At 45.2% G+C, this 21552-nt stretch carries 21 protein-coding genes; 14 read left to right on the top strand and 7 right to left on the bottom strand.

Annotation, left to right across the window (positions count from 1 at the left end; translation table 11 throughout):
* The first annotated feature begins 24 nt into the window (after positions 1 to 24).
* Positions 25 to 573, top strand: a complete 549-nt coding sequence (locus RH86_RS03475) for an NAD(P)H nitroreductase (RefSeq protein WP_009384999.1) — start codon at positions 25 to 27, stop codon at positions 571 to 573.
* Positions 574 to 664: 91 nt separating this feature from the next.
* On the opposite strand, the gene RH86_RS03470 is transcribed toward RH86_RS03475, so the two are convergent.
* Complete coding sequence (locus RH86_RS03470; protein ID WP_005600213.1) at positions 665 to 1540, bottom strand: LysR family transcriptional regulator; 876 nt, start codon at positions 1538 to 1540, stop codon at positions 665 to 667.
* 245 nt (positions 1541 to 1785) lie between these two features.
* Between RH86_RS03470 and RH86_RS03465 the strand changes: the two genes are divergently transcribed.
* From RH86_RS03465 to recR, 7 genes are all read left to right on the top strand, one after another.
* Positions 1786 to 2880, top strand: coding sequence for a response regulator (locus RH86_RS03465; RefSeq protein ID WP_009384998.1), 1095 nt, complete (start codon positions 1786 to 1788; stop codon positions 2878 to 2880).
* A gap of 239 nt (positions 2881 to 3119) precedes the next feature.
* Complete coding sequence (locus tag RH86_RS20770; RefSeq protein WP_009384997.1) at positions 3120 to 3254, top strand: hypothetical protein; 135 nt, start codon at positions 3120 to 3122, stop codon at positions 3252 to 3254.
* A gap of 15 nt (positions 3255 to 3269) precedes the next feature.
* Positions 3270 to 3662: a YbaN family protein gene (locus tag RH86_RS03455; protein ID WP_038219181.1), complete on the top strand. Its 393-nt coding sequence runs from the start codon at positions 3270 to 3272 to the stop codon at positions 3660 to 3662.
* A 149-nt stretch (positions 3663 to 3811) separates the two neighbouring features.
* Positions 3812 to 4357, top strand: a complete 546-nt coding sequence (gene apt, locus RH86_RS03450; protein WP_005600209.1) for an adenine phosphoribosyltransferase — start codon at positions 3812 to 3814, stop codon at positions 4355 to 4357.
* A gap of 12 nt (positions 4358 to 4369) precedes the next feature.
* Complete coding sequence (gene dnaX, locus RH86_RS03445) at positions 4370 to 6535, top strand: DNA polymerase III subunit gamma/tau (RefSeq protein WP_009384995.1); 2166 nt, start codon at positions 4370 to 4372, stop codon at positions 6533 to 6535.
* Between the two features lie 165 nt (positions 6536 to 6700).
* The gene (locus RH86_RS03440; protein WP_005600207.1) at positions 6701 to 7030 is read left to right on the top strand and encodes a YbaB/EbfC family nucleoid-associated protein; all 330 of its coding nucleotides are present in this window, start codon (positions 6701 to 6703) and stop codon (positions 7028 to 7030) included.
* A 16-nt stretch (positions 7031 to 7046) separates the two neighbouring features.
* Positions 7047 to 7646, top strand: a complete 600-nt coding sequence (gene recR / locus RH86_RS03435) for a recombination mediator RecR (protein ID WP_005600206.1) — start codon at positions 7047 to 7049, stop codon at positions 7644 to 7646.
* A gap of 295 nt (positions 7647 to 7941) precedes the next feature.
* On the opposite strand, the gene aqpZ is transcribed toward recR, so the two are convergent.
* A complete protein-coding gene (gene aqpZ, locus RH86_RS03430; RefSeq protein ID WP_009384994.1) occupies positions 7942 to 8646 on the bottom strand; it encodes an aquaporin Z in 705 nt (234 codons plus the stop codon).
* A gap of 182 nt (positions 8647 to 8828) precedes the next feature.
* On the bottom strand, positions 8829 to 9527 hold the full coding sequence (locus RH86_RS03425) for a GntR family transcriptional regulator (protein WP_009384993.1): 699 nt from the start codon (positions 9525 to 9527) through the stop codon (positions 8829 to 8831).
* 410 nt (positions 9528 to 9937) lie between these two features.
* Here RH86_RS03425 and RH86_RS03420 point away from each other — a divergent pair, with 410 nt between their 5' ends.
* From RH86_RS03420 to RH86_RS03405, 4 genes are all read left to right on the top strand, one after another.
* A complete protein-coding gene (locus RH86_RS03420) occupies positions 9938 to 11566 on the top strand; it encodes an alpha-glucoside-specific PTS transporter subunit IIBC (RefSeq protein ID WP_005600200.1) in 1629 nt (542 codons plus the stop codon).
* 135 nt (positions 11567 to 11701) lie between these two features.
* Positions 11702 to 13039: a 6-phospho-alpha-glucosidase gene (locus RH86_RS03415; RefSeq protein WP_005600198.1), complete on the top strand. Its 1338-nt coding sequence runs from the start codon at positions 11702 to 11704 to the stop codon at positions 13037 to 13039.
* A 55-nt stretch (positions 13040 to 13094) separates the two neighbouring features.
* Positions 13095 to 13403, top strand: coding sequence for a SemiSWEET transporter (locus tag RH86_RS03410; RefSeq protein ID WP_005600196.1), 309 nt, complete (start codon positions 13095 to 13097; stop codon positions 13401 to 13403).
* Positions 13400 to 14380, top strand: coding sequence for an aldo/keto reductase (locus RH86_RS03405; RefSeq protein ID WP_009384992.1), 981 nt, complete (start codon positions 13400 to 13402; stop codon positions 14378 to 14380). The genes RH86_RS03410 and RH86_RS03405 overlap by 4 nt, the downstream gene beginning before the upstream one ends.
* 118 nt (positions 14381 to 14498) lie before the next feature.
* Here the strand turns inward: RH86_RS03405 and RH86_RS03400 are convergent, their stop codons facing one another.
* Both RH86_RS03400 and RH86_RS03395 read right to left on the bottom strand, forming a co-directional pair.
* Positions 14499 to 14804, bottom strand: a complete 306-nt coding sequence (locus RH86_RS03400) for a YkgJ family cysteine cluster protein (protein ID WP_009384991.1) — start codon at positions 14802 to 14804, stop codon at positions 14499 to 14501.
* A 178-nt stretch (positions 14805 to 14982) separates the two neighbouring features.
* Positions 14983 to 15234: a GlsB/YeaQ/YmgE family stress response membrane protein gene (locus tag RH86_RS03395; RefSeq protein WP_005600190.1), complete on the bottom strand. Its 252-nt coding sequence runs from the start codon at positions 15232 to 15234 to the stop codon at positions 14983 to 14985.
* 139 nt (positions 15235 to 15373) lie between these two features.
* On the opposite strand from RH86_RS03395, the gene RH86_RS03390 reads away from it, so the two are divergent.
* Positions 15374 to 15826 (top strand): YcgN family cysteine cluster protein, encoded by a 453-nt coding sequence (locus RH86_RS03390; protein ID WP_009384990.1) that lies wholly within the window; start codon positions 15374 to 15376, stop codon positions 15824 to 15826.
* 239 nt (positions 15827 to 16065) lie between these two features.
* Positions 16066 to 17721: a mechanosensitive ion channel family protein gene (locus RH86_RS03385; RefSeq protein ID WP_009384989.1), complete on the top strand. Its 1656-nt coding sequence runs from the start codon at positions 16066 to 16068 to the stop codon at positions 17719 to 17721.
* Positions 17722 to 17831: 110 nt separating this feature from the next.
* Here the strand turns inward: RH86_RS03385 and RH86_RS03380 are convergent, their stop codons facing one another.
* Positions 17832 to 19412, bottom strand: a complete 1581-nt coding sequence (locus tag RH86_RS03380) for an alkaline phosphatase (protein WP_009384988.1) — start codon at positions 19410 to 19412, stop codon at positions 17832 to 17834.
* A gap of 230 nt (positions 19413 to 19642) precedes the next feature.
* Complete coding sequence (locus tag RH86_RS03375; protein ID WP_009384987.1) at positions 19643 to 21526, bottom strand: BCCT family transporter; 1884 nt, start codon at positions 21524 to 21526, stop codon at positions 19643 to 19645.
* Between the last annotated feature and the right edge of the window lie 26 nt (positions 21527 to 21552).

Raw genomic sequence — 21552 nt, 5'->3', positions numbered from 1 at the left:
AATACCGTCACATAAAGGGATACTATGGATGCTCTAGATTTGTTGCTTAACCGTCGCTCGATTGCCCGACTGTCAGCGCCGGCACCAGAAGGTAAAGCATTAGAGAATATTATTCGTGCTGGTTTGCGCGCGCCAGATCATGGCGGTTTAACACCTTGGCGTTTTGTCATCGCTCAAGGAGAAGGGCTGCAAAAGCTCGCGGATATATTAATCAGTGCTGCAACGGCAGAAAACAGCGATCAAGCGGTGATGGATAAAGTCAGCCAAGCGCCGTTTCGTGCGCCAATGGTGATTACGGTCATCGCCAAAGTGACTGAGCATGAAAAAGTGCCTGCATTTGAACAGCATTTGTCGGCAGGGTGCGCTGCGCAGGCGATGCAGATGGCCTCGGTCGCTCAAGGGTTTCAAGGTTTTTGGCGTTCAGGTAAGTGGATGTTCCATGATGTGGTACGCGATGCGTTTGGTGTGAGTGGAGACGATCAGATCGTTGGTTTTCTCTACCTTGGCACGCCGGGTTGCACGCCAATGAAAGTACCAGAGCGTGATTTGGCAAAATTTGTTGAGTTTCTCTAGTCGAACGGGTTATGTCGATATTGAGGCTGGATTAAATAGAAAAGAGCTTGGCATGGCCAAGCTCTTTTTGTTTACTTCGAACGTGGAAGTATTAGTGGATGTTGTAAGCAATCACAAAATCGATAAATAGACGCACTTTCTCTGGTAAATGATCTTTGTGGTTATAAAGCATGTAGATATCACGTGGGTTAGCACTCCAATCTTGCAGCACTTGCACCAAGCTACCATCTTCAATAAATTCACGGATCATCACATCAGGCATCAGCGTAATGCCAAGGCCGTCTGAACAAGCACTGCGCACAACATTGAGCGCATTGGCTTGGAAGCGACCATTGTCATTATTGATAACAGTCTCACCACTTTCATTGATAAGTTGCCACTTCTTCAGTGGGTCGCCTTTTAATAGCGAGTGATTATGCAGTTCTTCAGCATGAACAGGGGCGTGATGAGCGCGTAAATATTCAGGGCTTGCAACTAGGATATCTTTTACGGCACTGATTTTTCGTGCGATTAGGCTTGAATCACGCTGCGGGCCGACACGGAAAATAACATCCCATTCGGTTGGGTCGAGTTGATCGGCATGATTGCTGGTGTTCAACTCAATGCTGATGTCTGGGTATTGCTGCATGAAGGCATTGAACATCGGCATCATCATGCGTTTAGTCAGATTTGATGGAGATGAAATTCGAATTTTTCCTGCCGCACCGCGACAGTCGTCGGAAATCTCTTCGGTGACGAAAGACAAACGCTGTAATAAAGGTGAACATTCACCGTAGAAGCGTTCACCAGCTTCTGTAAGTGATAGCTTACGCGCGTGGCGATTAAGCAACCTTAGGTTCAAAGCATCTTCGAGTGCTTGGATGCGTCGCGTAATGGTTGCAACCGGAATCATGGTTTTTCGTGATGTTGCAGTATAGCTCCCATTTTCGACTACCAGTCGAAACAGGTTTAGATCGTCTAATTTCATCATCTGGACACATTTTTTTACGAATTGGGTTAATTTATATTGAACATCTCGCATAAAGATTGAGACACATCAACAAGTAATGCGATCTTTATCATTTCATACATCTTGTATGCAATAAAGTGAGAGATCAGCATATTTGTATAAATATAGGTTCACGACTATTTTTAAGAAGTTCGATCATTCTACTTATAAATATAACAATAAGTCATAATTATTACATTTAAGAAGTTGTGTGAGGCATTTCCATGCATAAGATATCAGAGGCTCAGGTCTTGCCGTCAGACCACGCCGGAGCGCAAAAAAAACGCGTATTATTGGTTGATGACGACCCTATTTTTCGCCGTATTACGACGTCGATTCTGTGCGCCCAAGGCTATCAAGTGTTGGAAGCGGAGAATGGATTAGAAGGATTGCGACAACTTCGTTCGTTTGAACCCGATTTGATTTTATGTGATCTGGCGATGCCGGTACTCAATGGAATCGAGTTTGTTGAAGAGGTGAGCTTAGAATATCCCTCTTTGCCTATGATCGTTGTTTCTGCGACAGAAGAGATGTCAGATGTGGCGAAAGCGCTGCGCTTTGGTATTAAGGATTTTCTTGCCAAACCAATCAGCGATCCCAGCAATTTAATTGATGCGATTGAAAATACATTGGAAGACTCAGATTGTCATGTCGGTGATTCTCGTGACTTCTCTAGCCAATGGTTTCGCGTTGATAGTGGTGACATGCCCGAAGAACAAGAGCTTCATTGGCATTTAGGCCACCTAGAAGATAATCCGAGCGCGGCGAAAGATTTATTGCATGCGCTATTACCAGAAAAAGATACTTCGCAAGGCGATTGGAAGTGCAGTTATAGGCTCTTGCAGTCAGCCGATATTATGCCATTAGTGTTCGATTACGCATGGTTAATGAATGGCCAGTTTATTTTCTATCTGGTTGATTCAGATAGTGAGTATGGCCGTGGCGCAGCGAGCACGTTATTGGTGCGCGCGTTGTTCCACGATTATCTACGTAACTTAAAATCCTTTAATGCAGATTTGAAGGATCTGGCTGATTTATTGGAAAAAGGGATTAAGTGTACGGATTGTACCATGCCCATCCGAGCGATGTTTGGCGTCGCTGATGTCGCAGAAGGGACGATTCGCCTATTACCTGCTGGGTTAGAAGCGAGTTATCGCAGTGGTTCTCGTAGTCAGCAAATTGAAGCGGGTGCGCGTTTAGGCGATAAATGCGTGAAAAACTTCACCACTACAGAGCTTTATATTGATGAGCGTTGTTCGATTAGTTTGAGTCGCTTAGGTGCAAGTAGCTTCTCGTTAGATTTATCGAGAAAAAAGTGACGACTAAATTATAACGTCACATCTCAAAACTCTCCCATGACCAAAGCAGCCTTAGTGCTGCTTTGGTCGTTTTGGGCCTATCAATAATACCCACAAGGTTAGTCGGTGTTTGTGCCAAACACATTACGCTATAATTTAATTTAACAACAATGAAACGAGCTGGTATCCAATTTGCAACCGAGCGTTTTGCGTGGCGATGATTAGGGGTAGGCTTTCTTTTACAAAATAGAGTGTGAGCAATGGCAGACAAAGATTTTAAAGAACCTTATAATATTTATTACTTTTTTGGATTTATCGCAGTGCTTTTAATCCCGACGCTTCCAGCAACATTGACTTGGATTCGCGTATTTAATGGCTATGCGGTTTTCAATTAAATTTGGAGTAAAGCCATCGCTATTCGTCGTTTTTTCTTAAACCTGATTGGTGGCTTAAGTCTGTGCCTAGGTATCTTAGGCATTTTCCTTCCTATTCTTCCTACGACACCATTTATCCTCCTTTCAAGTGCATGCTTTATGCGCAGCAGCCCACGTTTTCATCGATGGCTGAGCGAGCATGACACTTTCGGTCCAATTATTAGCAATTGGCATCAACATCGGGCGGTTTCTCAAAAAGTAAAAAGGCGCGGGGCATTGGTGATGCTCGCCAGTTTTAGCTTTTCGATCTATATCGTGCCGCATGATTGGCTAAAGATTGCGCTGCTAATCATGCTGTTGGCTTTGCTTAGCTGGTTTATTCGCTTACCTGTGATAGAGCACCTTGCTGATAAAGAAGAAAATCACTAAGATTGGCGAGAAGTGTGCCCACATTTTTTGGTGGGCGTTTGTTTTTTCACCCCTACGATTTTTTCTCGATAGAGGGCTGGAATAATCAGTTTTCGCCCGCCGTAAGCTAAAATGATTACGACGGCGTAGCCAATTTTAAGTAAAGAGTTATGACGACTGAAACTATCTCATTGATCAAAGCGAGCATCAAAAGCATCGCTGATTACCCAAAACCAGGCATTCTATTTCGCGATGTAACTAGCCTATTAGAAGATGCTCAAGCATACCAAGCAACCATCCAGCTTCTTGTCGATAAATACAAAGACATGGGCTTCACCAAAGTGGTGGGTACAGAGGCGCGTGGCTTTTTGTTTGGTGCTCCGCTTGCGTTAGAGCTAGGCTTGGGTTTTGTTCCAGTACGTAAACCGGGTAAGTTACCACGTGAAACTGTCGCGCAAACTTATGAGCTTGAGTACGGTACAGATACGCTTGAAATTCACGTTGATGCTATCAATGCAGGTGACAAGGTGTTAGTGGTTGATGATCTACTAGCGACTGGCGGCACTATTGAAGCAACCACTAAGCTAATTCGCCAACTTGGCGGTGAAGTTGAGCACGCAGCATTCGTTATCAACCTACCAGAGATCGGTGGTGATAAGCGCCTAGAGAAACTAGGTCTGAATATTTACAGCATCTGCGAGTTTGACGGTCACTAATCGGAACGGTACATGAGTTATCTTGCCTTAGCGCGAAAATGGCGACCAACTAAATTTAACGAAGTGGTTGGTCAAGCCCACGTATTAACAGCTTTAGAAAATGCTTTAGCACAAAATCGTCTTCACCATGCTTACTTGTTTAGCGGTACGCGCGGTGTGGGTAAAACCACCATAGGTCGTTTGTTTGCTAAAGGTTTAAACTGTGAAACGGGAATTACCTCTACCCCTTGTGGTGAGTGTGATACTTGCCGAGAAATCGATGAAGGGCGTTTTGTTGATCTGCTTGAAATCGATGCGGCGTCGCGCACCAAGGTAGAAGATACCCGTGAACTGCTCGATAACGTGCAATACAAACCGGCACGTGGTCGATTTAAAGTCTATCTCATCGATGAAGTTCACATGCTCTCTCGTCATAGCTTTAACGCGTTACTTAAAACGCTGGAAGAGCCACCAGAGTATGTGAAATTTCTCTTAGCGACGACCGATCCGCAAAAGCTGCCTGTCACGATTTTATCGCGCTGTCTGCAATTTCATCTCAAACCAATCAGTGTGGATGATATTCATCAGCAGCTAGAGCATGTTCTTAGCCAAGAAAAGTTGGAGTTTGAACCGCGCGCGCTCGGTATGATTGCTCATGCTGCAGATGGCAGTATGCGTGATGCGCTGAGTTTGACAGATCAAGCGATTGCGCTTGGTAATGGTCAAGTGAAGTCGGAGTTAGTTCGTCACATGCTGGGTACGCTCGATACTGATCAAGCCTTGCATTTGCTTGATGCGATCAGTTCAAAACAGCCTCAGCAAGCGATGGATAGCCTCAGCAATTTGGCCCAGAACGGGGTTGAATGGGACGGTTTACTCAATCAGCTTGCTGCGCAGTTACATCGTATCGCATTGTACCAAGCACTGCCGTCTACACTTGATAAAGCACAGCCCGACGCGGAAAAAGTTGAGTTATTGGCTCGTGCGTTGTCACCACAAGATGTACAGCTTTACTATCAAATCGCATTGAAAGGTCGCCAAGATCTGCCATTTTCACCTTCTGAGCGTATTGGGCTTGAAATGGTTGTGTTGCGTATGATGGCTTTCCGCCCTGTGCAATCTGCCGCGAATATGATCTCGACAGAGGTTCGCTCAGTGCAATCCGCGCCAGCCTCGGCGCCGCAAGTAGCCGCTGCATCTATGCCGTCCCAAGCGCCAGTTGCCTCAATGCAAACGCCAGCTCCTGTTGAACCACAAGTGCAACCGCAATCGGCTCCGCAGTACAGTGCACCACCGATGTCAGCGAGTGGCATGCCAGAAGCGATGCCAATGGCGCCAGAGTACGATATAGCGCCGCCAGAAGCTTATTATGATGGTTATGATGCCTCGCCAGCACCAATGGCACATCAAGCGCCGAACTCTGCACCTGTGCCTTCTGAGCCAACATCAGCACCAGCATCGCAAGAAGCGCCAGCAACTCGTCCTTCGTTAGGGGGGTTGCGTCATCAACTGCGCTCTCAGCGTTCGAGCGCGAGCAATCCAGGCGGTGAGCCAAAAAAGGCTAGTGCGACATCTGCAGCCAAGAAAGAATCGGTACTTGATCGTGTTGCTCAAAAACACGCAGGTTCCGCGCAGGTGTCGTCGCTCGAAAATGGTTTACCTTCGGTTCCCGTAGAGGAACAAAAGGATGAAGCCTATCGGTGGAAGCCGACGTCGCCTCAACAGATAAAACAAGAGAAAAAAGAGCTAACGCCAACGCAAATTAAGCAGGCGTTAGAGCATGAAAAAACACCTGAAATGGTGCAAAAGTTGGCGGATGAGTCGATCGAGCAAAATGCTTGGTCAGCCCTTATCGCGAAGCTGGAAACAGCAAAGTTAACTGAGCAGCTCGCGCTCAACTCATATTATGAGAAGAATGATTCGACCATCTCGTTAACATTGCGTCCAGAACAAGCACATTTAAACTCCGACCGCGCACAAGCAGAGTTGTTGGCTGCATTGAATAGCGTGCTAGGTGAGGAGTGCCATTTGAGTGTTGAAATTGGTAGCAAAGGTCAAACGCCTTTGGAACTGCGTGAAGCGCTCTATCAAGGCAAATTACAACAAGCATTTGACAGTTTAGACACCGATCCTCATGTACAATTTATTGAAGCGCGTTTTGCTGCTGTGCTAGATAAAGACAGTGTAAGACCGATTTAATCGCCTCCATTGGATGTGATGATTTGGAGAAGTGAATTAAACGTATGTCGAGCGAGATTAGGGTTGAAGTTACTACTTTTGACCCCATCTAATAATGTAACCACAAGCTAATACTTTACCCCCTACGAGTAGGGGATATGAGTAAACATAATCAGAGAGATAACTATGTTTGGTAAAGGCGGTATGGGCAATCTGATGAAGCAAGCCCAGCAAATGCAAGATCGCATGCAAAAGCTTCAAGAAGAAATCGCAATCATGGAAGTGACTGGCGAATCAGGTGCTGGCCTAGTGAAGATCACTATCACCGGTAGCCACAGCGTGCGCCGTGTTGATATTGACGAAAGCTTGATGCAAGACGACAAAGAGATGCTTGAAGATCTAATCGCAGCGGCATTTAACGATGCAGCTCGTCGTGTTGAAGAAACTCAAAAAGAAAAAATGGCTCAAGTGACTGGCGGTATGCAACTACCACCAGGCATGAAAATGCCATTCTAATCGACAAGGTTAGTTAATGCGCACCAGTCATATGCTGGAGCAATTGATGGAGGCCTTACGTTGTCTGCCTGGGGTTGGCCCCAAGTCGGCTCAACGTATGGCCTTTCATTTGTTACAGCGAGATCGAAAAGGTGGTTTACAGCTAGCGGAATCGCTTAGCCATGCCATGACAGAAATTGGTCATTGCAATGAATGCCGCACCTTTACCGAGGAAGACGTCTGCCATATTTGTACCAACCCGAAACGTCAGGTAAATGGTCAAATGTGTGTGGTGGAAAGCCCTGCGGATATCGCTGCAGTCGAAGCCACAGGCCAGTTTTCTGGTCGTTACTTTGTCCTAATGGGACACCTTTCTCCGCTCGATGGGATTGGTCCAAGTGATATTGGCTTAGATGTACTGGATTACCGTCTACGCCGTGGTGATGTGAGTGAAGTGATTCTTGCCACTAACCCAACGGTTGAAGGGGAGGCTACTGCTCACTATATTGCTGAGCTATGCCGAGAACACCAAGTGGATGCAAGCCGCATTGCTCATGGTGTCCCTGTCGGTGGAGAGCTTGAGTTGGTCGATGGTACGACACTGTCACACTCATTGCTGGGTCGACATAAAATCTAGTTTTCCTTGATGATGAAAAGCCGCTTTAGCGGCTTTTTTTGTTTTCAGAGCAAGTGAAAAGCGATTAGAGAACGCTTCGCTTCGAGATGCGGGAGTTGAGAATAGAGAGATCCCCAACTCGCTCGTGCCTCGCTCTTGAGGATGACGATATTCGGTTCGACATTATTAAATGTGTGTATTCCCAAAGTTCGATAGCTTAAATTACGTCATTCCCGAAAGCGACGAAGGAGCGCAGTCGGGAATCTTTCGAATCTAGCAGCGAAGCGTTCTTTAGAGCGAAGCTCGTTCTCGAATCTCAGCTATTCTCGCTCTCTTTCTGTCCGGCAATCACTTTATAGAGCAGCGCGCCGATCACCGCGCCTACAATAGGAGCAAGCCAAAATAGCCATAATTGACTGATGGCCCAATCACCAACGTACACTGCCACCCCGGTGCTTCGTGCGGGATTAACCGAGGTGTTAGTGACCGGAATCGAGATTAAGTGTATCAGGGTTAAACATAGACCTATCGCGAGGGGAGCGAAGCCTTGTGGTGCGCGTGAATCGGTGGAACCCATGATCACCAGTAAAAACATCATGGTCATGACAATTTCACATACAAGTGCAGCAGTCAGTGAATATTTTCCGGGAGAATGATCACCATAGCCATTGGCGGCAAAGCCGGAAGCGGCGAGATCAAAGCCGGCTTGACCGCTGGCGATAATGTACAAAATCCCACCGGCGACAATGCCACCAATCACTTGAGCGATGATGTATGGTAAAACACATTTTGCTTCAAACCGGCCACCAACCCATAAGCCGATGGTGATTGCGGGGTTTAAGTGACAACCGGAAATATGGCCGATGGCATAGGCCATGGTGACCACGGTTAAACCGAATGCCAGCGCGACACCGACAAATCCAATGCCTAATTGGGGAAAACCTGCGGCTAAAACGGCGCTACCACAGCCGCCTAATACTAACCAAAATGTGCCAAAGCCTTCGGCGAGTAATTTGTTCATAACGGCAAAATCCTCGATTGAGAGTACCCGCTGAACATAGTTAATAATTTGAGGTTTTGCGTAGTTTTAAGCGCAGAAAATGCTAATTGCACCTGTTGGACTCGATGCTAAAGGGAGGGGCTTCAAAGGGAGTCTAAGGTCTAAACCGAGTCAAGAGACTCCCCAGAATTAGGTTTTGCTGCTTAACGTTTGAGGTAATGTTTGTAGGTAATGGTTTCTGGTTTAGAGACAATTTTGGTGTACTCAAAGATACGCCCATCAACTAATTTACCCACCGATAATAACTGGATTAGCGGTTTTCTTTGGCTGACGCCGAGAATTTCACACATGTGTTTATCGGGAAGAATCGCGTTAAAGTCTTGAAATGCGCCGTCGATTTCGAAACCAAGTTCATTTTCAAGGTAGTGGTACTTTGAGCCTTCCATCGACATGACATTCATTTTTGGGTACATCGACATCGGCATGTACGAATCTTCGTAAACCGATGGTGCGCCATTGATCAACTTAAAGCGTCGAATAAAGTAGACCTTTTCGCCCGGAGTGATTTCAAGAATTTCTGCAAGTTCATCGTCAGCATCCATCAAGGTAAATTCGCAAATTTTGTATTCAATCTTTGCTCCGGTATCAATGAGATATTCACTGGTACTTTTTAGACTGAGCATCGATCCAACCATGGTTTTGCCAATGATGGTGGAACCTGCGCCTTGACGTTTTTCCACCATGCCTAATTTGACGAGTTCTTCAATGGCTTTGCGAATGGTTATGCGGCTAACGGAGTAATGTGCCATCAACTCTTTTTCAGTTGGTAGCGTGTCGCCAATAGTAAATTCATTTGAATCAATGCGGCTTTTCAGCTCAAGCATAACTTTCTTATACAACATAATTAACCTCTCTGAGCCCACTCTTATTGTTTAATGGTACGTTCACCATTGAGTGGCCCCACTGATACCAATCATTTCACTTCATTTTTCGTAATCACACAGCAGACGCTGCAATTTACTTTTTAAAGCAAGCCCAAGAATAGTGTGATGATGACGCAAAATTATCATTCAAAATAGAACAAATCAATGACCTTTTGTTGATCTTGGTCGAAATCATATTTTCTATTACGAATAAAGGTTATCGATATGTCCTATTTGGTGAGCTAAATCTCATTATACATCCTTAATTTGTACCTGATCACGAATTGCTTATCATCTATTTGTTCTATTTAATTTTCAGTAGTAGTTTAAACCTTGTCGAAAGACGGAACACTCTGGAACATATTAATAACAAATTTAAGGATCCTGCCATGTTGAGTGCGATACAACGATTAGGCGGAGCAATGTTTACCCCAGTTTTGCTGTTCCCATTTGTAGGGATATTAGTTGGCTTAACCATTGTTCTTAAAAACCCGATATTTGTTGGCGATTTGGCTGATAAAAACGGACTGTATTATCAAGTGTTACAAGTCATTGAAGAGGGTGGCTGGACTATCTTCCGCAACATGGCGCTTCTATTTGCGGTTGGCTTACCAATCGGCCTAGCGAAAACCGCGCATGCACGAGCGGTGATGGTAGTGATGGTTTCTTATTTAACCTTTAACTATTTTGTTGGAGCGATGGGTGGTTTCTGGGGTGGGTTCTTTAATGTGGACTTCTCTCAACCTATTGGCGGAACGTCGGGTTTAACTGAAATTGCAGGTATCAAGACTATTGATACTGGTATTTTCGGCGCGATCATTATTTCAGGTCTGGTGACTTGGATTCATAACCGCACGTTTGAGAAGCAACTTCCTTCTTACTTAGGCATTTTCCAAGGTGCTTCATACGTTGCGATGATTTCTTTCTTTGCCATGCTGCCAGCGGCGTGGTTAACACTCTATGTATGGCCTTCGATTCAGCATGGCATCTTAGGGTTACAAACCTTTTTTGTTGAATCAGGTGCATTTGGTGTGTGGTTGTTCACTTTCCTTGAGCGCATTCTTATTCCAACAGGTCTGCATCACTTTATTTATACCCCGTTCCAATTTGGCAATGTTGTGACACCTAACGGCATTACTGTGGATTGGTTCACTAACTTAGAAGCGTTTACTCAATCAAGTCAAAGCATGAAAGAGCTGTTCCCGGCTGGTGGCTTCTCTTTACATGGTAACTCGAAAGTCTTTGGTTGTATTGGTATTGCGCTTGCGATGTACCACACCGCGAAACCGGAAAATCGTAAGAAAGTGGCTGCTTTGCTGATTCCTGCAACGTTTACCGCGGTATTGGTCGGTATTACAGAGCCACTTGAGTTTACCTTCCTATTTATTGCGCCTTGGCTATTTGCGATTCACGCGGTACTGGCTGGCACGATGGCAATGGTGATGTATCACTTCGGTGTGGTCGGCAATATGGGTGGTGGTCTGATTGAATTTGTCACCGGTAACTGGATTCCTCTGCTGGGTAACCATACCAGCATGGTGGTGACGCAAATTTCAATTGGTCTTTGTTTTACGGCGATTTACTACGTCACTTTTAAGTACCTCATCGTCAAATTTAATGTGCCAATTGCTGGTCGCGGTGACGCTGAAATGAAGCTGCACAGTAAAGAAGATTTTAATAAAAAGCACGGCATTACCGGTAAAGGGGAGCAAGGTGTTAATCCATTACACATCCAAGCAGTTGAAACAATTGAAGGGCTTGGTGGTGTCGAAAACCTAGAAGATTTAAGCAACTGTGCGACCCGCTTACGCGTCACTGTTTTTAACCCAGATAAAGTCCAGTCAGCAGATTACTTCATGAGTACGGGCGCGGTTAACTTGGTGAAAAACGGTAAGGCGGTGCAGGTGATTATTGGCCTAAGTGTTCCTCAGCTTCGTGAAGAGTGTGAACAGATCGTTAGTGCCTATAAAGAACAAAAAGCGGATGCAGAAGCGCTAACACTCAGTACGGCGAGCTAGCAATGACCGCATGGCTATATAGAAACATCAAGGCTTAAAACGAGATTTAGAGATACAGACATTTTATTTACATCACGATTCAAACACTAATTTATCCGGGCGGAACAACACCGCCCACATTAAACGAGGCTTATTATGAAAACAGAATTCTCAGTAGTTATTGCTGGCGGCGGTTCAACTTTTACTCCTGGTATCGTTATGATGCTGCTTGAAAACCAAGATCGTTTCCCTATCCGTAAATTGAAGTTTTATGACAACTTTGCCTCTCGTCAGGAAACGATTGCAGAAGCATGTAAGATCCTACTTAAAGAGCGTGCTCCGCACATTGAATTCTCGTATACCACCGATCCTGAAGAAGCCTTTACTGACGTTGACTTCTGCATGGCTCATATTCGTGCTGGCCTATACGCAATGCGTGAGCAAGATGAGAAAATTCCACTACGTCATGGTTGCGTCGGTCAAGAAACTTGTGGTGCGGGCGGTATGGCTTATGGCCTTCGTTCTATCCCTGCTGTGATTGAAATGATTGATTACATGGAAAAATACTCGCCAAATGCATGGATGCTAAACTACTCAAACCCTGCAGCGATTGTGGCAGAAGCGTGCCGTGTGATGCGTCCAAACTCAAAAGTGCTTAACATCTGTGATATGCCGATTGGTATCGAAACTCGCATCGCTGAAATTTTGGGTTACGAAGATCGTAAACAGTTCGACATCATGTACTACGGCTTGAACCACTTTGGCTGGTGGAAAGAGTTTAAAGATGCGAAAACGGGTGAAGATCTAATGCCACGCATTAAAGAGTACATCAAAGACAACGGTTACCTGCCACCAAGCGTGTTGAGCGGTGCTCAGCATACTGATGAATCATGGAAAGAAACCTTTATCAAAGTACGTGATGTGTATGCATTGGACCCAGATACCATTCCAAATACATACCTAAAATACTACATGTACCCAGACTATGTGGTTGAGCACTCAAACAAAGAGTTCACTCGTGCTAATGAAGTGATGGAAGGCCGTGAGGCAGAGGTGTTTACTGAGTGCCATCGTATTATTGCCAACGGTACTGCCAGTGATACCACGATCGAAGTGGAAGAGCATGCATCGTACATCGTTGACCTTGCTACGGCGATTGCCTTCAATACCAAAGAGCGCATGCTGCTGATTGTGCCTAACAACGGTGCAATCAGTAACTTTGACCCAACCGCGATGGTGGAGATCCCATGTATTGTTGACAATACCGGTGCTAAACCACTGCAAATTGGTGAAATCCCTGAGTTCCAAAAAGGGATGATGAGCCAACAAGTATCGGTAGAAAAGCTGGTGGTTAAGGCGCACGTTGAGCAATCGAAACAACGCTTATGGCAAGCACTCACACTATCTGCAACGATTCCAAGCGCCAGTGTCGCGAAAGATATTCTAGAAGACCTACTCGAAGCCAACAAAGAGTTTTGGGTGGAAATGAAATAGTCTCGTTGAGTTACCAATGCCCTGCTTAGCAGGGCATTTTTTTCAGGAGTTAACCATGATCTTTGATGCGACAGTCATCGGCTATATTGCGGCAGTTTGCACCACTTGCTCTTTTATTCCTCAAGTCTTTCATATCCTAAAATCGAAAGATACACGCTCAATCTCTTTAGCGATGTACAGCATCTTCGTATTGGGTGTTTTCTTGTGGTTTGTCTATGGCGTGTCGGTACAGGATTGGCCGGTGATTATTGCTAATGCGGTGACATTGATGCTGGCAAGTATCATTTTAACGCTAAAAATTCGCGATTTACTCAAAGCAAAGCTCGCAGTGAAAGGAAATAACGGAGATAAACAATTAGTATGATGTTTAAACAGATCAAAGAGATGCATGCGTCTGCGGTCGGCTTTGGCTGCTGGGCGATTGGCGGAACATGGAATAATGTCGCTGATGATGAGTCAATCCGCGCCATCAAAACCGCGATTGACACCGGTATTAATTTTTTCGATGTTGCCCCAGTTTATGGCAAAGGCCACGCCGAAACCATACTGGGTAGGGCACTGCAAAGCGAACAACGCGACTCAGTCATTATTGCGACCAAGTGTGGCTTGCCATGGTCACAAGATGAGCGTAAGAAAACCCGCAAAGACCTGTCAAAACAGAGCATCTTTAAAGAGATTGATGATTCATTAATGCGTCTGCAGACTGACTATATCGATCTCTATCAAGTGCATTGGCCAGATCCTAATACGCCAATATTTGAAACGGCCGAGGCATTGGCGGAATTGAAGCAGCAAGGCAAAATTCGTCATGTCGGTGTGTCTAACTATTCACTTAATATGTGCCGTGAAATGATGGCGGGTGTTGAGGTCGCAACTTTCCAAGGTTTGTATAACCTACTGGAGCAAAACCCCGACCATTACCATAATATTCCGCTGCAATACCGTGCTCGTGAGGAAGCATTGCCATTTTGCCAACAACACGATATGAAGTATTTACCCTACTCGCCGCTGATGCAGGGGTTGCTAACCGGTACGTTGATGCGCAGCGGTAACTGGGATGAAAACGATGATCGTCGCAATAACCCAAAATTGAACGGTGAAGCATTTGAACCCTACTTTAACTGTGTGGAAGAACTCAAAGTATTAGCGAAAGAGGCCAATATTCCTCTCGCTCATCTAGCGATTCATTGGTTAGTGGCTCAGGATGAGGTTGGTCCGGTGATTGCGGGGGCTCATACATCGCAGCAAGTGCGAGATAACGCGGCCTTTGTACAATCGGCCTCGAGCGTAGAGCTTTTGAAGCGTGCAGAAGAGATTGTTGCGAAGTGGCAACTACAATAATTGCTGGCGTAATGAATGCTGAAAATCCAGTCGCGAGACAACCGGCTCTCGGGGCTGGATGATTAATCTTGAGTATCCGTGCGCAGACGTTTTACAAGGGACTCATGTCATCAATGGCTTAGCTTAATGAGCTAGTGGCCCCTTCTAAATCTAATAAAATCGTGAGCGCTTGTTCTGCGCCGTCGTAACAAATTACTTCGTCACTACTAAAGGCAAGGCATACTTTGGGTCTATCGGGGTGGCCAAAAATTTTACACAGATTGTTGTCATCGAGTTGAACGCAGCGAACACCGGCCGGCTTGCCATCTGGCATGCCTGGAATTGGTGAGCTAATTGATGGTGCAATACAGCATGCGCCACAACCTTTGCCAGATGCTGAAACGCACGGGAACCAATCAGAAACGGCGATAAGATTGTCAGACATGTTTAATACCAAAGAAAATCACAAAAGTTTGTCAGCGGCGACAAAATAGGGGGCGATTCTAGTCCATCGTTGCATGAGTTTCCAGCGCTACTCGAATGTGCGGATAGCCAAGGAAAGACGCGGCCAACGAAAAAGCCCCGATTAAGGGGCTGTTTAGCGTAGCGATGAAGCGGCGTCGTTATCCTCGCATAAAACGGTTATAAACGAAGAGTAAGACGAAAGCGCCTAGCGTTGCGGTAAGAATACTGCCGATATTAACGCCATCCGCTCCACCAAAGCCAAGCAGTCCGCCAAGGAAGCCACCGACAAATGCGCCAGCAATACCGAGCACCATGGTCGCAATCCAACCGCCGCCATCGTCACCGGGCATTAACCATTTTGCCAATGCACCAGCAATTAAGCCTAGAATGATCCACGAAATAATACCCATGAGTTCTCCTTAATTCGTGTGTCTATGACGTATTAAGGATAGAACAGACTGAGTAAAGCGCTTATTTTAGCCGAGGGCTTGCACTTATCGAATGAGAGCGGTATAAATCGCACCCTGTTTTGAATCGAAGTATGGGTCTATGAGCGAACAATTTTGGCAAACAAAAAAACTAGAGCAAATGAGCGATCAAGAGTGGGAAGCGCTTTGTGATGGTTGCGGCAAGTGTTGTCTACATAAACTCATGGATGAAGATACCGATGAAATCTACTACACCAATGTGGCGTGTAGTTGGTTAAATACCAAAACGTGTTCATGTAAAGATTACGCGAATCGTTTTAGCTCTGATGAAGATTGCACCAAGTTGACTCGTGAAGATATCGAAGACTTCGAGTGGCTACCGCACACGTGTGCTTACCGTTTATTGGCACGTAATGAACCGTTGCCAGAATGGCACCCATTGATCACCGGTTCCAAAGCCGCTATGCATAAAGCCGGCGCAAGCGTACGCAACAAAGTGGTGTATGAGATTGAAGTGGTTGATTGGCAAAACCATATTCAAAACTTGCCGGATTGGGCAGCGAAAAAAGTATAATGAAGCACTAAGTATTGTGGCTTGAACACAAATATTGTTTTTTGCTTGAAAAGGCTTACCTCGGTAAGCCTTTTTTGTCTCTATGATATGGCGACTTTTTCCGCAAGAGAGCGGTTTTTATTCTTTAGTCACTGTTCTGATTTAACAATCCAACTACACTTACGTTTAACCGTAGATTGATACGGTAAGAAAGGGATTCTGCTAGGCTTTTGTGGCTAGCGTTCGTAAGTGAGGTATATATGTCATTCCATTTGAGTAAGAAAATTTTTCTTGCTGTGTTTATTAGTTTCTTCTCTTTCTCGGTATTTGCCGAACAAGCTGTCGAAGAGCCCCAATTTTCTAAAACAGAGTTGGCGATTCGATCAATCAACCAAGATATCGTCGACCTTTCCCATAGTTTAGAGTCAGCCTCAGGGGACGAGCGTGACGCTATTCAACTGCAACTATTTCAAAAAAATGAAGAGCTAAGAGCCAAGCTGGCCGCGGCTGTTAGTAGTGGAAGCCTTGATGAAGCTGAGCTTTTAAAGCAAGTCAATATTCAAAAACAGTATGCCAAAGGTGCAACGGCCTATCTGGATAACAAGATAAAGTTAATTAATGAGCAGATTGATAGTGCGAAACCAGAAGATAAACTGGCGTTGCTCAACCACTATCGTGAACTACAACATTACTTAGATTCGGTTTATCAGGCGAGTTGGCAAAATATTTCTTGGCTGAAAAAACTTGGTAAACCCGATCCAAAGTTGGAAGAGTCTCTGCGTGAAGCTACCAGCACTCGCTTGCGTTTGCTCTCAGCATCGGTGGAGTATTTTAACCAGCAACATGAATTTACTACCGCACAGTTGGCAACCAGTCCTGAATCCGAAAAGTCCTCAATTCAACTTAGTCAATTGATCATCAAGCAACGCTTAGATATCGCCACCACGAGTATGCGTGATCTGATTACTATCGGTGATCATCTCGGCATTGAAACTTCTGAATATAAGCGTTTGGCGTTTGAGGTGACGGGTAGCATCACTCACGACTTACTCAATACCCAGGTAATTTTGGCGATCATTACTAACTGGTCAAGCAATGCATTTGATTGGTTGGTCGATAACGCGCCGCAACACCTCTTCCAATTAATGGTGTTTGCGCTGATTTTGTTGATTGCCAAGGGGCTTGCTGGGGTTGCGCGTAAATTGGTGACTCGTACGGTATCATCGAAAAATCTAAAAATGTCGCAGTTGATGCAGGATTTCTTTGTTTCGATGTCCGGTAAGGCGGTCTGGGTGATCGGTATCATGGTCGGTTTGTCGCAGATTGGGCTTAATCTTGCACCGATCTTGACCGGTTTTGGTATCGCAGGTGTGATCATTGGTTTTGCTTTGCAAGATACGCTATCTAACTTCGCTGCTGGTATGATGCTGTTGATTTATCGCCCATTTGACGTGGGGGATTTTGTTTATGCAGGTGGCGTGGATGGTAAGGTGAGCCACATGAGCTTGGTTAATACCACCATTCGTACCTTTGATAACCAAATCATCATTGTGCCAAACAGTAAGATTTGGGGCGACGTGATTAAAAACGTCACTCATGAACGGATCCGTCGTGTCGATATGGTGTTTGGTATTGGTTATAGCGATGACTTACTGCATGCAGAGTCGGTATTAAATGACATCGTCACTTCACATCCGATGGTGTTGCGAGCGCCAGAGCCGATGATCAAAGTGCATACCCTTAATACCTCATCCATCGATTTTATTGTTCGTCCTTGGGTAAAAACCGAAGACTATTGGGATGTATATTGGGATGTGACTAAAGAAGTAAAACTGCGTTTTGATCGTGAAGGTCTCTCGATTCCTTTCCCACAACAAGATGTGCATCTGCATATGGTTGAGAAAAAAGACACGTAAATATGTTGAACGGAAAAATCTTGCCGCTAAAGCTCTTTTGCGAAAAGACTATTTGATGGTAAAAAGAAGCGCCCTGATCAGGCATCAGAGGCGCTTATTAATATTAGCCGTTATTTGATTTGTGTCTTTAGATAGTCACCCAATTCAGAATGATGCATGATTTTAGACACAGGAAGAATTACCTCGGCAGGTCCCCAAGCGAAAATATTCACCGGAGTATGAGTGTGAGTACCTGTACCCCAAACGGTGTTTTGCAGTGTAGCTTGTTCGCGAGCGAGTAAATTGGTGCGGTCATTGTAGGGATAGAAAGCATCAAAATCGTTAATCGCTGGGATCTTTTCATCGGCAAGATATTTGTGGTTGGCTAGGCGATATGGGTTGGGTTTGCTTTTCAGTACATTTGCTGCTTGTTTTGCAGTGATAGGGAATGCACTGTTTGCGTTGACGATATCGGCCAGCCTTTGTGGTGTTTGTTGTGCTTTATCTAGAGCTTGAAACTCACTGATCATGCCATAGTAGCTTTGTTTTTGTTGATAAAGCCCATCGAGTATTTCAAATTGTCCAAAGTTGAAGTTCGGTGCGTAATCGCGATTTTCGAAGGCTTTTCCGCTGCGCTTTTCTGGTTTTGGTAGATTTGCAGATGAGTAGCTAAAGCCAAATGAGCCTGTCTCATGGTCAGCGGTGACGATGATTAGTGTATCATCGCGGCCTTTGGCCCATTGATAAACCGCATTAACGGCGGAATCAAATTTGATCATTTCATGAAGCATTGTACCTGCATCATTGCTATGACCCGCCCAGTCGATTTGTCCACCTTCAACCATCAAGAAAAAACCATCGTCTTCTTTGGATAGTACATCTAAGGCTTTTTCCGTCATTTCTGCTAGCGTCGGTTGGCTGCGTTGAGGATCATTTTTACTTTGGCTGGAGGTGATACCATCATTCATACCTGAGTAAGCAAAAAGGCCGAGTAATTTATTGCCTTGTGCTTGTTCAAGCATTTTTCGGTTAAAGGCGAGGTTATAGCCAGATTGCTGAGCTTCGAGCACTAGATTACGTTCATCCTTACGTTTCGACTTTAAATGAATATCACCTTGAGTGAGTGTCATTAAATCATTATAAGTGGTGCCTTTATCGTTGACCGATTGTGGGATCCAATGACGTAGTCCGCCTGAAAGCATTACATCAACGTCATTCGCTAACATATCCGTTGCGATATCATTTTCTAATGAGCGGTGTGGTTGGTGTGCAGCGAATGCGGCTGGCGTCGCGTGCGTTAGGCGGGTGTCGGAAACAAGGCCTGTCGCTTTACCGAGTTTTTTCGCTTTTTCGAGAATGGTTTCAATATGGTTGCCTTGTGCATTAACACCAATGACTTCTGAAGCGGTGAATTGCCCCGTCGCGAGCATCGTTGCTGAGCACGCTGAATCTACCACGATCGCATCTTGTGGGTGGGTTAGCGAGGAGCCGATAACACCTTCATCAGCAAGTTTGAATAGTGCAGTAGTTCTATTTTGATAAATAGAGTTCGGTGCTTGCGTTGCATAGGTTTCAAGCAGACCAACTTGTTGCGGCCCCATGCCATCACCAATCATTAAAATTACATTTTTGATTTCTGCGGCAGTTGTATTAAAAGAAAGTGAAGATGCAATGAGCGCAGTTGTAACAGTCGGTGTCAGTAAGTACTTCATTTTTATTCCTTATAAATAATACCCTTATTGAGACCGAGCTACTTAATCATGCTGATATTGCACTTTTGTGGCTGAAGTAAAATCTTCATTAATGTTTCATGCAGCATGTTTAGCGGCAGTATGCAGGTGATTACCAGCAAGATCATGGCGACTTAAATCTTAATCGATGACACGAGTATAAAAAAAGCCCACAGAGTGGGCTTTGATATTAGGGAAGGAGAATCGGGTCGTTACGCGCTTGGAATGACGTTATTGAAGTCGATTCGAGCTTGTTGTGATAACTCAGAAGCTTGCTGCTTATACTCTTTCGCTTTGGCGATATTATCTAATGCGTGTTGCAGATCATCTTGCAGCTCTTGTGGCAAGTTATGGTCGGCGTAGTTTTCATCCAGACTATGCTCTAAAGCAAAGGCGCGAATGCGTTTACGCACATGCATCAGTTGAGTCATGGCAAGGCGCTCAGCTTCTGCCGCTTCTTGCGCAGTATCACGCGCCTTTTCGAAACGAGCTAGTGCCATACCTTCTGAAGACCATGGATCGACATCTGGCAGCTCTTCAATATTAATGGTGGATTCCACGTAGTCTTCTTGATGACGCAGATCGAGTTTAGTCGCACGTACAGCAGAAACCATCAACATCACCGATATACCTAGTAGCGGTAACCCCCCCACGATCGCGGCTGTTTGTAAGGTGCTTAGACCACCCATAAACATCAGTACCGTTGGGAGGAATGAGAGGGTAAATGCCCAGAACATACGGTTCCAACGCATGGGTTCTTCAGTGACATTGTTTTGCACCACCGAGGCTAAGATGTAAGAGATCGAGTCAAAAGTCGTGGCGGTAAAAATAATACACAACAAGGTGAATACAGCAATGACCAACGTACCCATTGGCAGCATCTCTAGCATGGAGAAGATCGCTTTGGTTGCGCCTTCGGTATTGAGGATGCCAACGATATCCAGTTCACCAGAAAGTTGTAGCGATAAGCCGTAGTTACCTAAAATCATAAAGAATAGGAAGCAGCCTAAAGAGCCAAAGAAAATAGCGCCTGACACCATTTCTTTGATTGTTCGTCCTCGCGAAATACGGGCGACAAATAGCCCCATACTTGGTGCAAAAACAAGCCACCATGCCCAGTAGAAGATAGTCCAATCTTGCGGGAAATGAGTATCTTCAAACGAGCCGTAGCCACCGAATGGCTCTGCCCAAGTCGCCATCACAAAGAAGTTAGATAGCATACGACCAAGAGAGTCGAGACCGGTTTCCAACATGAAAATCGTTGGGCCAGCAACGAGTACAAAGGCCAATAGGCCCATCGCTCCCCAAAAATTCACGTTACTGAGGAATTTAATCCCTTTTTCTAAACCCGCGTAAGATGAGTAGGCAAAAATAGCGGTACACACCAGCAGTACGAGGACTTGGCTTAGGGTATTTTTGGGAACGCCGAACAAATAGTGCAGACCTTCACCAATCAATGGTGCAGCAAGACCTAAGCTGGTCGCAGCTCCTCCAAGCAAACCGAAGATGAACAACACATCGACAATTTTACCCATAGGGCCTTTACTGCGCTCTTCGCCAAGAACAGGCATGAGAGCACTTGAAACTTTAAGAACAGGTTGCTTGCGCACATAGAAGAAGTAAGCAATAGGTAGGGCTGGAATCATATAAATGGCCCATGCAATCGGTCCCCAATGGAATATGCCGTAAGTGGCCGCCCAACGCACTGCTTCTTCGCTGCCTGGTTCAAGTTGGAAAGGGGGAGATTGGTAGTAATAAGCCCATTCAATACAGCCCCAGTAAAGAATACTGGCACCGATACCACCACAAAATAACATCGCTGCCCAAGACATGGTGGAGAATTCGGGTTTTTCGTCAGCGTCCCCAAGCTTTATCTGCCCCATGTCACTAAAAATAACGTAAACCATGAAGAAGAATGCCCCGAGTCCGAGGGCGAGATAAAGAAAACCGAGTTTATCGGTCATAAAGGTCTTAGCGATTGCTATCCAATCTGCTCCTTGTTCCGGAAACAAAATCAAAGGAATAACAATCATGAGTAGCAAAGTGATAGCGCCGAAGAAGGTTGGCTTATCAATAAGAGAAAAGTCAGGTTTCACAGTATGCTTCGTCCATAAAGGTCTGT

Origin of the sequence: Vibrio sp. N418, from assembly GCF_000222565.1 — a bacterium.
Lineage (GTDB): Bacteria > Pseudomonadota > Gammaproteobacteria > Enterobacterales > Vibrionaceae > Vibrio > Vibrio scophthalmi.
This window is presented reverse-complemented; position numbering and strand designations above follow the sequence as displayed.